The following is a 13892-nucleotide window of genomic DNA, read 5'->3' as shown; positions in this document are numbered from 1 at the left end:
TTACTCCTACTTGCGCTTCTTGCCGGCGTTGCGACGACGCACGATGTACTTGTCGCTTTCCTTGTTGGCGTGACGGGTGCGACCCTCGGCCTGACCCCACGGGGAGACCGGGTGACGACCACCGGACGTCTTGCCCTCACCACCACCGTGCGGGTGGTCGACCGGGTTCATCGCGACACCACGGACGGTTGGGCGGACGCCCTTCCAGCGCATGCGGCCGGCCTTGCCCCAGTTGATGTTCGACTGCTCGGCGTTGCCGACCTCGCCGATGGTCGCGCGGCAGCGCGCATCGACGTTGCGGATCTCGCCGGAGGGCAGACGCAGCTGGGCGTAGGGGCCGTCCTTCGCCACGAGGCGGACGGATGCACCGGCCGAGCGCGCCATCTTCGCGCCGCCGCCGGGGCGGAGCTCGATGGCGTGGATGACGGTACCCGTGGGGATGTTCTTCAGCGGGAGGTTGTTTCCCGGCTTGATGTCCGCCGCGGGGCCCGACTCGACGATGTCGCCCTGGTTCAGCTTCGCCGGCGCGAGGATGTAGCGCTTCTCGCCGTCGAAATAGTGCAGGAGCGCGATGCGCGCGGTGCGGTTGGGGTCGTACTCGATGTGAGCGACACGGGCGTTCACGCCGTCCTTGTCATTGCGACGGAAGTCGATGACGCGGTACTGGCGCTTGTGGCCACCACCGATGTGACGGGTCGTGATGCGGCCCTGGTTGTTGCGACCACCGGTCTTCGAGAGCGGGCGCAGCAGCGACTTCTCCGGCGTCGATCGGGTGATCTCGGCGAAGTCAGCCACCGACGAGCCGCGACGGCCCGGGGTCGTGGGCTTGTACTTGCGAATAGCCATGATTGTCCTTATCCCCCGGATCAGCCGATTGCCGTGAAGATGTCGATGGTGCCCGACTTCAGGCTCACGATGGCGCGCTTGGTGTCCTTGCGCTTGCCCGTGCCGAAGCGGGTGCGACGGGCCTTGCCGACGCGGTTGATCGTGTTGACCGACGCGACCTTGACACCGAAGATCTTCTCGATGGCGAGCTTGATCTCGGTCTTCGAAGCGCGCGGGTCGACGAGGAAGGTGTACTTACCCTCGTCGATGAGCCCGTAGCTCTTCTCGGACACGACCGGCTTCAGGATGATGTCGCGCGGGTCCTTGTTCAGGGCCGTCTGGAGAACAGATGCCTGCTCGCTCATGCGGAGACCTCCTGGTTGGCGCCGGACTTGGAGGCGATGAAGCCCTCGAGCGCGGCCTGGGTGAAGACGATGTCGTCGGAGACGAGAACGTCGTAGGCGTTGAGCTGGTCGAACGACAGCAGGTGCACGTTGCCGAGGTTGCGCAGGCTCTTGAGCGCGAGCTCGTCGCCGCGCTCGATGACCACGAGCACGTTCTTCGACGTGGCGACCTGGGCGAGGAAGCCCGCGGCGGCCTTGGTCGACGGAGCACCGTCGGTGCCGAACGTGTCGATCGCGTGCAGGCGGTCGCCGCGGAAGCGGTCGCTGAGCGCGCCGAGGAGGGCGGCCGCGATCATCTTCTTGGGCGTGCGCTGCGAGTAGTCACGCGGCTTCGGGCCGTGGACGATGCCACCGCCGGTCATGTGCGGCGCGCGGATCGAGCCCTGACGGGCGTTACCCGTGCCCTTCTGCTTGAAGGGCTTGCGGCCGGCACCCGAGACCTCGCCACGACGCTTGGTCGAGTGCGTGCCCTGGCGAGCCGCCGCGAGCTGCGCGACGACGACCTGGTGGATGAGCGGGATGTTCGTCTTGACGTCGAACAGAGCGGCGGGCAGCTCGACCGAGCCAGCCTTCTTGCCGTCTGCCTTGAGGACGTCGAGCGCGAGAGTGGAGTCAGCCATGATCAGGCACCCTTCACTGCGTTGCGGACGTAGACGATGCGGCCACGAGCACCGGGGACAGCGCCCTTGACGAGCATCAGACCCTTCTCGATGTCGATGGCGTGCACCGTGAGGTTGAGGACGGTCACGCGCTCGCCACCCATACGGCCGGCCATGCGCATGCCCTTGAAGACACGGCTCGGGGTCGACGAGGCGCCGATCGAACCGGGCTTGCGGTGGTTGCGGTGCGCACCGTGCGAGGCGGAGACGCCCTTGAAGTTGTGGCGCTTCATGACACCGGCGGTGCCCTTGCCCTTGCTCGTGCCGACGACGTCGACGAGCTGGCCGGCCTCGAACGTGCCGTCCACCGTGAGCTCCTGGCCCAGCGAGTAGTCGGCGGCGTCGGCCGTGCGGATCTCGGTCACGTGGCGACGCGGCGTGACGCCGGCTGCCTCGAAGTGAGCCGAGAGGGGCTTGTTCACCTTTCGGGGGTCGATCTGGCCGTACGCGATCTGCACGGCGTTGTAGCCGTCCTTCTCGGGCGTACGGATCTGCGTGACCACGTTCGGCGCGAGCTCGATGACGGTGACGGGAACGAGCTTGCCGTTCTCGTTCCACACCTGGGTCATGCCGAGCTTCGTGCCCAGCATGCCCTTGGAAACCTTGGAGTTGATGTCAGCCATGTCGAACCTCAGAGCTTGATCTCGATGTTGACGTCGGCCGGCAGGTCGAGGCGCATCAGCGAGTCGACGGCCTTGGGCGTCGGGTCGACGATGTCGATCAGACGCTTGTGGGTGCGCATCTCGAAGTGCTCGCGGCTGTCCTTGTACTTGTGGGGCGACCGGATGACGCACACGACGTTCTTCTCGGTCGGAAGGGGCACGGGTCCGACGACGGTCGCGCCCGCACGGGTCACGGTGTCGACGATCTTGCGTGCGGACGTGTCGATGACCTCGTGGTCATACGACTTCAGGCGAATGCGGATCTTCTGTCCCGCCATTGTCTGCTCTCTCTCTATAAGCGTCGTACCGTCCTGGACCGGGTGGCCCTGGGGCATTGGACGCACGTCGGCGCGGATTGCGCCTCGGCACGAGAACGGCTCTGCGAACCGATCTGCTGCACCACTGTTCTGCTGTCAGCCGGACGCCCGGAGGCGAACGGATGCCCGACCCTCGCCGCGCACGGCGATGCCCTCGAAATGAAGGTGTCGGGATTGTGTTCTGCTGCCCGCGGCCTAGAACCCTGTGCTTCCGAAGAGGCACCGTCTATGCACTGCCCTGGCAGTGATCCGGCGCACGCACAGCGGCGACGGAATATCGAACCTGTCTATTCTGCCACGGGCGATTTCACTTCTGCAAACCCGGGCGTGTCGCGCCTCGTGTCCGCCCTCTTCGGCGGGGGTCTGCAGCTCGTGCTCAGGCCCGAGTGGAGCGCGGGGCGAGGCATCCCCATGCCTCGCCCCGCTTGGGGAGGGCGTTCAGTGCGAGGGGGCACACCGAACGCGAGGTGCCCAGCGTGAAGGGACGCCGGACGCCTCGACCGAGGGCACGGCGGAAGACCCGCCGCGCAGGCGGGGAGACGCTCTGGCGCAAAGAGTGCGCGCGTCGCACGATGATCCCCAAGATCGTTTTCCCCAGTGTGAACGCGGTAGAACCGCGTGCTTCAGGAAACCGAACCCCTTCGGTTTCCCCGACCGCAAGATCCCCAGGCGGTCTGCATCATCCTACTCGATCTCTCCGTCAGTTCGCCAGTTCGCGCTCGCGCGTGCCGAGATTCCAGAGCGTCCGGGTACGAGAAGAGCGGCGCCCCTCGGAGGAAGCGCCGCTCGTGAACGATCTCGGGCTACTCGTTGCCGACCGCCTTGTCCGCGCTGTCACGGATCTCGTCGATCTTGTCGGCCGCACCGGGAGCGATCTTCTTGGCGAAGTCGGCGACACCGTCGAGCACCTTGTCGCTGATGTCCTCGGCCTGCTCGCTCTTGACGGCCTCGGCGATCTTGTCCTTGTTCTGCTCGTACAGGTCCTTGCCCTTGTTCACGGCGTCGTCGATACCCATGTGGCTCCCCTTCGGAGGTGTGTGTGTCCGGCCGATGAGACCGGACACACTCATTGTGCATGCCCTCCCCCGCCCGCGGAAGCCCGATTAGAGCGTGGAAAACGACAAAGAGGCCGGACCCGAAGGTCCGACCCCTTTGCGAGGAAGCAGATGCTTACTTGATGATCTTCGTCACCGTACCGGCGCCGACCGTACGACCACCCTCACGGATGGCGAAGCCGAGGCCCTCCTCCATGGCGATCGGCTGGATCAGCTCGACCGTCATGTCGGTGGTGTCGCCGGGCATGACCATCTCGGTGCCCTCGGGCAGCGAGATGACGCCGGTGACGTCCGTGGTGCGGAAGTAGAACTGCGGGCGGTAGTTCGTGTAGAAGGGGTTGTGGCGGCCACCCTCGTCCTTGGACAGGATGTACGCGGTGCCCTCGAAGTCGGTGTGCGGCGTAACCGAACCCGGCTTCACGATGACCTGGCCACGCTCCACGTCCTCGCGCTTGGTGCCGCGGAGGAGCAGACCACAGTTCTCGCCGGCCCAGGCCTCGTCGAGCTGCTTGTGGAACATCTCGATACCGGTGACGGTCGTCTTCTGCGTCGGACGCAGACCCACGATCTCGACCTCGGAGTTGATGGCCAGCGTGCCACGCTCGGCGCGACCCGTGACGACGGTGCCACGACCGGTGATCGTGAAGACGTCCTCGACGGGCATGAGGAAGGGCTTGTCACGGTCACGCTCCGGGTCCGGAACGCTGTCGTCGACAGCCTGCATCAGGTCCAGGATCGCCTGGGTCCACTTCTCGTCGCCCTCGAGAGCCTTGAGAGCGGAGACGCGGACGACAGGAGCGTCCTCGTCGAAGCCCTGGCCGGCGAGCAGCTCGCGGACCTCGAGCTCGACGAGCTCCAGGATCTCCTCGTCGTCGACCGCGTCCGACTTGTTCAGCGCGACCAGCAGGTAGGGAACGCCGACCTGCTTGGCGAGCAGCACGTGCTCGCGCGTCTGGGCCATCGGGCCGTCGGTGGCGGCGACCACGAGGATCGCGCCGTCCATCTGAGCCGCACCCGTGATCATGTTCTTGACGTAGTCGGCGTGGCCGGGAGCGTCGACGTGCGCGTAGTGGCGCTTCGGGGTCTCGTACTCGATGTGCGAGATGTTGATCGTGATACCACGCTGGCGCTCTTCCGGCGCCGAGTCGATGGAAGCGAAGTCACGCTGCACGTTCGTGTCGGACGGGTACTTGTCAGCAAGCACCTTCGAGATCGCTGCGGAGAGCGTGGTCTTGCCGTGGTCGACGTGACCGATCGTTCCGATGTTGACGTGCGGCTTGGTCCGCTCGAACTTGGCCTTAGCCACTGGGTCCTCCTCAGGACGTCGTTGTAGAGGTGCCGGGCACTGGTTTGCGACCGGTTCTCTACGGGTTAGGTTCTCAGTTTAGTAGAGAGGGAATGTGAAGTTGTAGGTGACCTGGGAACAGGACGGCGGGCCCTGTTCCCAGGAAGTGTTACTCGCCCTTGGCCTTCTGGACGATCTCGTCGGCCACCGCGCGCGGGACCTCGGCGTAGCTGTCGAACTCCATGGAGTAGACGGCGCGACCGGAGGTCTTCGAACGCAGGTCGCCGATGTAGCCGAACATCTCGGACAGCGGCACCGCAGCGCGCACGACCTTGACGCCGGCGGCGTCCTCCATCGACTGGATCTGGCCACGACGCGAGTTCAGGTCACCGATGACGTCGCCCATGTACTCCTCGGGAGTACGGACCTCGACGGCCATCAGCGGCTCGAGCAGCACGGGGTTGGCACGACGCGCGGCCTCCTTGAAGCCCATGGAGCCCGCGATCTTGAACGCCATCTCCGAGGAGTCGACGTCGTGTGCCGCACCGTCGACGATGGTCGCCTTGACGCCCACCATCGGGTAGCCCGCCAGGACACCGACGTTCATCGCGTCCTGGAAACCGGCGTCGATCGAGCCGATGTACTCGCGCGGGATGCGGCCACCCGTGACCGCGTTCACGAACTCGTACGTCTTCTCGCCGTCGAGCTCGAGCGGCTCGATGTTGAACTGGATCTTGGCGAACTGACCCGAACCACCGGTCTGCTTCTTGTGCGTGTAGTCGTGCTTCTCGACGGCCTTGCGGATCGTCTCGCGGTACGCCACCTGCGGCTTGCCCACGTTCGCCTCGACGCGGAACTCGCGCTTCATGCGGTCGACGAGGATGTCGAGGTGCAGCTCGCCCATGCCCTTGATGGTCGTCTGACCGGTCTCGGGGTTGAGCTCCGTGCGGAAGGTCGGGTCCTCCTCAGCGAGCTTCTGGATGGCGAGACCCAGTTTCTCCTGGTCGGCCTTGGTCTTCGGCTCGATGGCGACCTCGATCACCGGCTCCGGGAACGTCATCGACTCGAGCACGACCGGCTGCTGCGGGTCGGCCAGGGTGTCACCGGTGGTGGTGTCCTTCAGTCCGATCACGGCGTAGATGTTGCCGGCGGTCAGCTTGTCGACCGGGTTCTCCTTGTTGGCGTGCATCTGGAAGATCTTCCCGATGCGCTCCTTCTTGCCCTTGGTCGAGTTGATGACCTGAGCGCCCGACTCGAGCTCACCCGAGTAGACGCGCACGTACGTCAGGCGACCGAAGAACGGGTGCACGGCGACCTTGAAGGCCAGGGCCGCGAACGGGTCCTTCGCGTCGGGGTGACGCTCGATGATCTTCTCCTCGTCCTTCGGGTCGTGCGCCTCGATGGCGGGCACGTCCAGCGGGGACGGGAGGTAGTCGACGACGGCGTCCAGCATCGGCTGCACGCCGCGGTTCTTGAACGCCGAGCCGCAGAGCACCGGGTAGATCTCGCTGGCGATGACCATCTTGCGGATGGCGCCCTTGATCTCTGCGACCGTCAGCTCCTCGCCGCCGAAGAACTTCTCGAGAAGCTCCTCGTCGGTCTCCGCGACCGTCTCCAGCAGCTGCTGGCGGTACTCCTCAGCCTTGTCCTTGAGGTCGGCCGGGATCTCCTGCACCTCGTACGAGGCGCCCATGGTCACGTCACCCTTGGCGTCGCCGGGCCACACCAGTGCGCGCATCTCCACGAGGTCGATGACGCCGACGAAGTCGTTCTCGGCACCGATCGGGAGCTGCAGCACGAGCGGCTTGGCACCGAGGCGGTTGATGATCGTGTCGACCGTGAAGTAGAAGTCCGCGCCGAGCTTGTCCATCTTGTTGACGAAGCAGATGCGGGGGACGTTGTACTTGTCGGCCTGACGCCACACGGTCTCGGACTGGGGCTCCACGCCCTCCTTGCCGTCGAACACGGCGACCGCACCGTCGAGGACGCGGAGCGAGCGCTCCACCTCGACCGTGAAGTCCACGTGACCGGGGGTGTCGATGATGTTGATCTGGTTCTTGTTCCAGAAGCAGGTCACGGCGGCAGACGTGATCGTGATGCCGCGCTCCTTCTCCTGCTCCATCCAGTCGGTGGTCGAGGCGCCGTCGTGCGTCTCGCCGAGCTTGTGGTTGACGCCCGTGTAGAACAGGATGCGCTCGGTCGTCGTGGTCTTGCCGGCATCGATGTGCGCCATGATGCCGATGTTGCGGACCTTGCTCAGGTCCGTGAGCACGTCTTGTGCCACAGGAGTGTCCTTATCTTTTGGAGCAGTCGTACTGCGAAGAGGGGGTGCCCGTCCCTCGGCGGGTGGCCGAGGGACGGGCCGAGCTGATTACCAGCGGTAGTGAGCGAACGCGCGGTTCGACTCGGCCATCTTGTGGGTGTCCTCGCGGCGCTTGACCGCGGCACCGAGGCCGTTCGACGCGTCCAGGATCTCGTTCTGGAGACGCTCGGTCATCGTCTTCTCACGACGACCCTTCGCGTAGCTCACGAGCCAGCGCAGCGCGAGGGTGTTCGCGCGGTGCGGCTTGACCTCGACCGGAACCTGGTAGGTCGAGCCACCGACGCGGCGGCTGCGGACCTCGAGCGTGGGGCGCACGTTGTCGAGCGCCTTCTTGAGCGTGGCGACGGCGTCCTGACCGTTCTTCGCCTCGACACCGCGGAGGGCGCCGTAGACGATCGACTCGGCCAGCGACTTCTTGCCGTCGACGAGGATCTTGTTCACCAGCGAGGTGACGATCGGTGCGCCGTAGACCGGGTCGTTGACGACGGGGCGCTTCGGGGCGGGACCCTTACGAGGCATCTAACTCAACCCTTCTTCGCGCCGTAGCGGGAACGAGCCTGCTTACGGTTCTTGACGGCCTGGGTGTCCAGGGCGCCACGGACGATCTTGTAACGCACACCGGGGAGGTCCTTCACGCGACCGCCGCGGACGAGCACCAGCGAGTGCTCCTGCAGGTTGTGGCCCTCACCGGGGATGTACGCGGTGACCTCGGTCCCGTTGCGGAGCTTCACACGGGCGACCTTGCGCATCGCCGAGTTCGGCTTCTTCGGGGTGGTGGTGTAGACGCGGGTGCAGACCCCGGCCTGCTGCGGGTTCGACTTGAGCGCCGGCGCCTTGGTCTTCGAGACCTTGGGCGAGCGACCCTTGCGAACCAACTGCTGAATGGTTGGCACGTTCTCTCCTCATAGTGCTGCACGGTGACAGCGTGATGGGTTTCACATCATGACCCACCGGCACGCCGGAACCGGCGAGCTTTTGGTGTGGTGGGTATGCCGTGGGGGCGGACCGGCATGGGGCCGACGCCCAGCGCGCACGTCAGGACGTGCACACACCTGATCAAGTGTAATGCCGCGTAACCAACGCGGTCAAATGAGGGCGGCCGCCGCCGGCTCAGCTCACGTCGGGGCCGAACGGCGAGTCGAGCGACTCCGTGAGTTCGGCGAGCATGGCTTCGATCTGCGGTTCGACGTGCTGGGACACCGCCGCCTGAATGGAGACGCGGTGGCGCAGCAGCAGGCCGCAGATCTCGCGGCCGATGAGGTTCGCGTACTCGTCGGCGAGGGCCACTTCCTGCCGTAGCGCGATCTTCGCCTCCTCCGACAGGGGCGGCAGCGGCGGGAGCTCCGCCGCGGAGTCGTCGGCGAGACCGGCGATCGTGAACAGGAACGGTGCGCCGGGAACCGGCTCCGGGTCGAGCGGCAGGCCCTCGAACTCGGGAGCCAGGTCCTCGGTCGGGCGGTAGCTGCGTGCTCTGTTCCTGGCCGCTTGGCTGTCGAGCTCGCGCTGGAGCATCGGAAGGTTGCGGGCCGTGTAGTCCGCGACCGCGTGGTCGACGATCGTCTTGATGCGCGTCGACAGCCCGTGCTGCACCCCGTGGGGTGTGTCGCCCGCGATCCCGGCCGCGGCGAGGATGGGCGAACCGAGACAGCGACGGCACGGCGCGACCCGGCCGCGGTGGGTGGCCGGCTCCCAGCGCGGCACCCAGCGCAGCCACGCCTCGACGGCCTGGTCCACCTGCGTCTCCAGTGAGCGCTCCACGACACCAGCGTACGGCGCGTCACCGCTCCCCGCGCGGATTTGCGGGGGGTCACTCCCCCTCGTCGTGCTCCCAGGGCCATCGCGGACGTTCGCTGCGGGTCCGACGGAGGGCGATACCGCTCCAGCCCGCGATCGCCGCCGCCACCAGGACCACCGCGCTAGCGCCGCCCCGGACGAGGTCTCCCGCGACGGCCGTCGCGATGATGAGGCTCTCTGCGGCAGCCAGCACCGCAATCCACAGCGTCGCGAGATGGACCAGCGCGGTGAGGAGTGCGATCACCAGCGCGGAGCCGAACGACGGACGCCGGCGCCGCAGCGTCGCGCCGAGCGACAGAGCGAACGCGACCACCGCCAGGATCATGCCCACCACACCCGGCACCTGGCCGAGGCCCTCCACCGCGATGATGTCCCGATCCGTCGCCACGCTCAGCGCGCCCAGCCCGAACACCGACAGCGCGAAGAACCCGATGGAGGCGAGCACCACCGCGAGGACAGGCGAAACCCCCGCGGACTCGGGCCCGCGGGGGTTCGGCGTGGTGGCGTGCGTGACTACCTCGCCAGCGTCGGGCCGGCTTCGAGGGTGCGCTCGTACTCGCGCTGCGCCTCGGCGTTCAGCTCCGTCTTGCGGGCGCCGCTGCGGGCCACCCAGGCACCGAACCAGATGGTCAGCTCCCTGGCGAACACGAAGGCAGCGATGGCGAGCGGGGCGAGCAGCTGCTCCCCCGCGAGCTCCAGGCCCTGCGAAGCGGTGAGCTTCCAGAACGGCGCCTCGAAGAGCTGTCCGAGGATGTGCCCCGCGTACGCGATGAGCCCGACGATGATGCCGAACACCACCCAGAGGCCCCAGCGGCCGCGGTTGATGATCGCGCCGAGGAGCCAGAAGCCCAGGAAGAACACGACGACCGGGGTCCAGTAGCCCCACGTGAGCAGCGGCGCGAGGAAGGCCTCGCCGATGTTCTCGCCCGTGACGTCTCCGGCGATGGCGCGCAGGCCGACCGCGGTGCCGAGGTAGAGGATGGCGAAGGCGACCGTCGCCAGGAGGCCGATCGCCCCGGCCGTTCCGCGGTTTCCGCGGTCGCGCGGCGGCTCCGGAGCCTGAACGAAGATCGGCTGAGGCTGAGCTGCGGCGGCGCCGGCTGTCCCGACGTACGGCTCCGACGGGACGATGCGTGTGTCGGCGTCGTCGGAGTGCGGGGCGTATGCCGTGTCCGCCATGGACGACTCCTCGTGACGTGGCGACCAGGAGGCCGCCCCGGGAGTCGGGAAGGCCGCGGTCGCATCGGCGTCGCGACGATCGTCCGCGACCCGGTCATCCGGACGGTCGCCCGCGAGCCGGTCGGCGGGAAGACGCTCGGCACCGCGGTCGTCGGCGAGCCGGTCGGAATCCGCTCGCTGCTCGGCGGCGGCCGCACGGTCGGCGACGGGTACCGCGCCCGCGGCGGGAGCGGTCGAGCTGAAGGTGCCGGGGTGGTCGCGCTCGGCGGTCTCGAACGCGGCGAGATCGGGGTCGACCGGCGGGTGCTGGCGCTCCGGGTTCGCGTCGGCGGGCGTGCGCTCCGCCTCGGCCTCCGCGTCGGAGCCGGCGACGTCCGCTCGGGCTGCGGCGGCAGCATCGAGACCGGCGTTCGCGCTACCGACGACGTCGTCGACGTCGCGCGGCTTCTCGGGCTGACGAGCCTCGGGATCACTCATGGGGGTGCGCCTCTCATCGATGTGTGCTCTGCGAGGGTACCGCCGCGTGTCCAGGCCCTCACGGAGGCGTGCCGACGTGTCGCCGGGTCGGTGCCTGCGGAAGGGGGGAACCGCGGATCAGGGCAGGGCGGAACGCAGAGCGTCGCCGAAGAACTGCGCCAGCACCGGCATCATCGGCAACGACAGCCAGAGCAGGCCGCCGATGATCACGGTGCAGATCACCCCGGCCACCCAGCTCATCCCGATGCTGCGACCACCCACCCGTGCCATGTCGCCAGGGTACGTCGCGCCCCGCCGGCCGTCGGGGTGCAACGCCGAGGCGACGGGTGACCGGAGGGCTCAGCCCTTCGTGGCGCCGGCGGTGAGACCGCCCACGATGTACTTCTGCAGGAACAGGAACAGGATCATCACCGGGATCGCGGCCATGACCGCGCCCGCGCTGAAGGCCGACCAGTCCGCGTAGCGCGGATTGGCGACGAGCTTGGTGAGCCCGACCACGAGCGTCTGCTGATCGACGTCGACGAGCATGACGCTCGCGATGACGTACTCGTTGACCGTGCCGATGAACGACAACAGCCCGACCACGGCCAGGATGGGCGCGACGAGGCGCAGGATGATCGTGAAGAAGATGCGCGCGTGACCCGCGCCGTCGATGCGTGCCGCCTCGTCGATCTCCTTGGGGATCGTGTTGAAGAAGCCGTACATCAGATACGTGTTCACCCCGAGCGCTCCACCGAGGTAGACCAGGATCAGCCCGGTATGGGTGTTCAACCCGATCGCCGGGAACCAGTCGCCGATGGTCGACATGAGCAGGAAGATCGCGACGACCGCGAGCAGCTGCGGGAACATCTGCACCACCACGATCGTGACGAGACCGACGCGGCGCCCGGCGAAACGCATGCGCGAGAAGGCATACGCGGCGCAGGCTCCGATGAACACCGTCACGGCGCCGGTGACCACCGCGATGAGCAGGGTGTTCAGGAACCAGGTGCCGTACGGGTTCTGCGGGTCGCTCAGGATGCGCACGTAGCTGTCGATGCCGATGGCGGAGAACAGCTGGTTCGAACCGGTCAGGGTGCCCTTCGGGTTGAGCGAGGCCGAGACCACGTAGAGCAGTGGGAAGAGCGCGAACGCGCTCACGACGATCGCGACGAGGTGCCGCCAGCCGGTGTCGGCGAACCAGGCGCGGAACGAGCGGCGGCGCGGAGCCGGACGGGCGGCGGTCGGGCTGGTCGTGCTCATGTCAGTTCAGCTCCTCGAGGGCCTTGGTCTTGCGGAAGCTGATGATCGAGATGGTCGCGACCACGATGAAGATCAGGATCGTAAACGCCGAGGCGAGTCCGTAGTCGCGGGTCTGCCCGGTGAAGGCGACCTTGTAGACCATCGAGATGAGGATGTCGGTGTGGCCGACCGGGATCGACACGTCGCTGAACCGGGGACCCCCCTTGGTCAGCATGTAGATCAGGTTGAAGTTGTTGAAGTTGAACGCGAACGACGAGATCAGCAGCGGGGCCACCGTCACCAGCAGCAGGGGGAGCTTGATGCGCCGGAAGATCTGCCAGGCGTTCGCCCCGTCCATGACGGCCGCCTCGTTCACGTCCTCCGGGATGCCCTGCAGCGCGCCCATGCACACCAGGAACATGTATGGGAACCCGAGCCACAGGTTCACCAGGAGCACCGACACCTTCGCCAGCACGGGATCGGTGAGCCACGGGATCGCGGCACCGCCGAACAGCACCTGGTTGATGAAGCCGAAACTCTCGTTCATCATGCCGGCCCACACCAGCGCCGAGAGGAACGCGGGGAACGCATACGGCAGGATCAGGATGATGCGGTAGCCGTTGCGGAACCGCATCCGCGTGTTGTTGAACACGAGCGCCAGCAACAGCCCGAGGAAGAACGTGGAGGCCACCGAGACCAGGGCGAAGACGAACGTCCACACGGTGACCGAGATGAGCGGACCCCGGATCGAGGAGTCCGTCACCGCGCGTACGAAGTTGTCGAAGCCGACCGTCGTCTGCCAGCCGGGAAGGAGCTGATCGCCGTTCTCGGCGGTGAACGCACCCTCCCCCGTGTCGCGGTACACGGTGCCCGTGTCCGTGTCGGTGATGGTGTCGGCCGTCGCGTCGTACGCGAGCGTCGAGACGTACAGGTAGCCCTTCTGCCCGTCCGGCGCGCGGAGGCTCCCGTCGTTCGGGTCGTCGCTGAACGGCACCGAGAGCTGCTCCAGCTGGTCGGACAGCGTGAACACCGTCGCGAGCGGAAGGGTGGTCCACCCGTCGACCGCGACCGCCTGCCCGCCCTGGAAGTCGGCGTCGACCTCGTGCAGCGGCTCGTCGGCCGTGCCGAGCAGCGCATCGCCCGTGCCGGGGTCGGTCACCAGGAAGCCGTAGGTGCCGAACTGCTCGACCACGGTCACGGGGTAGGTCGGCGAGTCCTCGACGCGCTCCTGCGCGGAGGCAAGGAGCGAGGAGATCGCCTGCTCCTTGGTGCCGTTGTGGCCGGTGCCGTAGTTCGTGAACCCGATGTATCCCGTGTAGAGCAGCGTGAACACCTGGAAGAGGACGAGGAAGATGATGCCGGGGGTCAGGTATTTCGCCGGGACGCGCCGGCGCGAGAAGTAGATGTAGTTGACGAGGATCGTCACCAGGACGACGATCGCGAGGATCAGCCACTCCCGGTGCGCGAAGAGCACGAAGGCCGCATAGACCGCGATCGCGTCGACGATGGCCAGCAGCAGGATCTTCAGCAGCATCCAGCCGATCGGTCGGGACGCCGCTTCGGCGATGGCGGCGGCTTGGCGGTGTCGTTTGGTCGGAGGCGCGATGCGCTCGTCGGTGTCTGTCATGTCGTCCTCGTCATGATCCTGCCGGAGCGGGCGGTGCGGCCCGCTCCGGCAGGGTCTGTGCCGT

Annotated in this window: 16 protein-coding genes; all 16 read right to left on the bottom strand. The window is 67.0% G+C overall.

The features are described from left to right. Nucleotides 1-6 precede the first annotated feature (6 nt). The 16 genes from rplB to ACFV3I_RS16025 all read right to left on the bottom strand — a co-directional run bounded on the left by rplB (nt 7) and on the right by ACFV3I_RS16025 (nt 13828). Nucleotides 7-846, bottom strand: coding sequence for a 50S ribosomal protein L2 (gene rplB, locus ACFV3I_RS16100; RefSeq protein ID WP_136028879.1), 840 nt, complete (start codon nt 844-846; stop codon nt 7-9). Between the two features lie 20 nt (nt 847-866). Further along, nucleotides 867-1190 carry a 50S ribosomal protein L23 gene (gene rplW, locus ACFV3I_RS16095; RefSeq protein WP_025102406.1) on the bottom strand — a complete coding sequence of 108 codons (324 nt, stop codon included), beginning with the start codon at nt 1188-1190 and terminating at the stop codon, nt 867-869. Next, a complete protein-coding gene (gene rplD, locus ACFV3I_RS16090; protein WP_136028877.1) occupies nt 1187-1849 on the bottom strand; it encodes a 50S ribosomal protein L4 in 663 nt (220 codons plus the stop codon). Before rplD ends, rplW begins: the two co-directional genes overlap by 4 nt. 2 nt (nt 1850-1851) lie before the next feature. Then, a complete protein-coding gene (gene rplC, locus ACFV3I_RS16085; protein ID WP_136028875.1) occupies nt 1852-2511 on the bottom strand; it encodes a 50S ribosomal protein L3 in 660 nt (219 codons plus the stop codon). A gap of 8 nt (nt 2512-2519) precedes the next feature. Then, nucleotides 2520-2828, bottom strand: coding sequence for a 30S ribosomal protein S10 (gene rpsJ / locus ACFV3I_RS16080; protein ID WP_017201594.1), 309 nt, complete (start codon nt 2826-2828; stop codon nt 2520-2522). A gap of 842 nt (nt 2829-3670) precedes the next feature. Then, nucleotides 3671-3883, bottom strand: a complete 213-nt coding sequence (locus ACFV3I_RS16075) for a hypothetical protein (protein ID WP_105723378.1) — start codon at nt 3881-3883, stop codon at nt 3671-3673. Between the two features lie 154 nt (nt 3884-4037). Then, on the bottom strand, nt 4038-5228 hold the full coding sequence (gene tuf, locus ACFV3I_RS16070; RefSeq protein ID WP_136028873.1) for an elongation factor Tu: 1191 nt from the start codon (nt 5226-5228) through the stop codon (nt 4038-4040). A gap of 148 nt (nt 5229-5376) precedes the next feature. Next, nucleotides 5377-7491, bottom strand: coding sequence for an elongation factor G (fusA, locus tag ACFV3I_RS16065; RefSeq protein WP_136028870.1), 2115 nt, complete (start codon nt 7489-7491; stop codon nt 5377-5379). Nucleotides 7492-7578: 87 nt separating this feature from the next. Continuing rightward, entirely contained in the window at nt 7579-8049 is a 471-nt protein-coding gene (gene rpsG / locus ACFV3I_RS16060) for a 30S ribosomal protein S7 (protein WP_017201608.1), read from the bottom strand. A gap of 5 nt (nt 8050-8054) precedes the next feature. After that, a complete protein-coding gene (rpsL, locus tag ACFV3I_RS16055) occupies nt 8055-8423 on the bottom strand; it encodes a 30S ribosomal protein S12 (RefSeq protein ID WP_013584051.1) in 369 nt (122 codons plus the stop codon). A gap of 217 nt (nt 8424-8640) precedes the next feature. Then, on the bottom strand, nt 8641-9288 hold the full coding sequence (locus tag ACFV3I_RS16050) for a spermidine/putrescine ABC transporter substrate-binding protein (RefSeq protein WP_205812819.1): 648 nt from the start codon (nt 9286-9288) through the stop codon (nt 8641-8643). Between the two features lie 49 nt (nt 9289-9337). Continuing rightward, nucleotides 9338-9772, bottom strand: a complete 435-nt coding sequence (locus ACFV3I_RS16045; protein WP_206252865.1) for a hypothetical protein — start codon at nt 9770-9772, stop codon at nt 9338-9340. A gap of 65 nt (nt 9773-9837) precedes the next feature. Next, entirely contained in the window at nt 9838-10980 is a 1143-nt protein-coding gene (locus ACFV3I_RS16040) for an ABC transporter (protein WP_247637663.1), read from the bottom strand. Between the two features lie 117 nt (nt 10981-11097). Beyond that, nucleotides 11098-11250 carry a hypothetical protein gene (locus tag ACFV3I_RS16035; RefSeq protein ID WP_168387200.1) on the bottom strand — a complete coding sequence of 51 codons (153 nt, stop codon included), beginning with the start codon at nt 11248-11250 and terminating at the stop codon, nt 11098-11100. Nucleotides 11251-11319: 69 nt separating this feature from the next. Further along, complete coding sequence (locus ACFV3I_RS16030; protein WP_136028866.1) at nt 11320-12222, bottom strand: sugar ABC transporter permease; 903 nt, start codon at nt 12220-12222, stop codon at nt 11320-11322. A gap of 1 nt (nt 12223) precedes the next feature. Beyond that, on the bottom strand, nt 12224-13828 hold the full coding sequence (locus ACFV3I_RS16025) for an ABC transporter permease subunit (protein ID WP_247637664.1): 1605 nt from the start codon (nt 13826-13828) through the stop codon (nt 12224-12226). Nucleotides 13829-13892 lie beyond the last annotated feature (64 nt).

This window comes from Microbacterium sp. NPDC059771 (assembly GCF_042732495.1).
Classification (GTDB): Bacteria; Actinomycetota; Actinomycetes; order Actinomycetales; family Microbacteriaceae; genus Microbacterium; species Microbacterium sufflavum.
Note: the sequence above shows the minus strand (reverse complement) of the source record. Positions and strands in the feature narration are given on the sequence as shown.

What these genes read in the sequence shown, in the direction of transcription:
- rplB (WP_136028879.1), bottom strand. Translation starts at nt 846, where the DNA reads ATGGCTATTCGCAAGTACAAGCCCACGACCCCGGGCCGTCGCGGCTCG.
- rplW (WP_025102406.1), bottom strand. Translation starts at nt 1,190, where the DNA reads ATGAGCGAGCAGGCATCTGTTCTCCAGACGGCCCTGAACAAGGACCCG.
- rplD (WP_136028877.1), bottom strand. Translation starts at nt 1,849, where the DNA reads ATGGCTGACTCCACTCTCGCGCTCGACGTCCTCAAGGCAGACGGCAAG.
- rplC (WP_136028875.1), bottom strand. Translation starts at nt 2,511, where the DNA reads ATGGCTGACATCAACTCCAAGGTTTCCAAGGGCATGCTGGGCACGAAG.
- rpsJ (WP_017201594.1), bottom strand. Translation starts at nt 2,828, where the DNA reads ATGGCGGGACAGAAGATCCGCATTCGCCTGAAGTCGTATGACCACGAG.
- ACFV3I_RS16075 (WP_105723378.1), bottom strand. Translation starts at nt 3,883, where the DNA reads ATGGGTATCGACGACGCCGTGAACAAGGGCAAGGACCTGTACGAGCAG.
- rpsG (WP_017201608.1), bottom strand. Translation starts at nt 8,049, where the DNA reads ATGCCTCGTAAGGGTCCCGCCCCGAAGCGCCCCGTCGTCAACGACCCG.
- ACFV3I_RS16040 (WP_247637663.1), bottom strand. Translation starts at nt 10,980, where the DNA reads ATGAGTGATCCCGAGGCTCGTCAGCCCGAGAAGCCGCGCGACGTCGAC.
- ACFV3I_RS16035 (WP_168387200.1), bottom strand. Translation starts at nt 11,250, where the DNA reads ATGGCACGGGTGGGTGGTCGCAGCATCGGGATGAGCTGGGTGGCCGGG.
- ACFV3I_RS16030 (WP_136028866.1), bottom strand. Translation starts at nt 12,222, where the DNA reads ATGAGCACGACCAGCCCGACCGCCGCCCGTCCGGCTCCGCGCCGCCGC.
- ACFV3I_RS16025 (WP_247637664.1), bottom strand. Translation starts at nt 13,828, where the DNA reads ATGACAGACACCGACGAGCGCATCGCGCCTCCGACCAAACGACACCGC.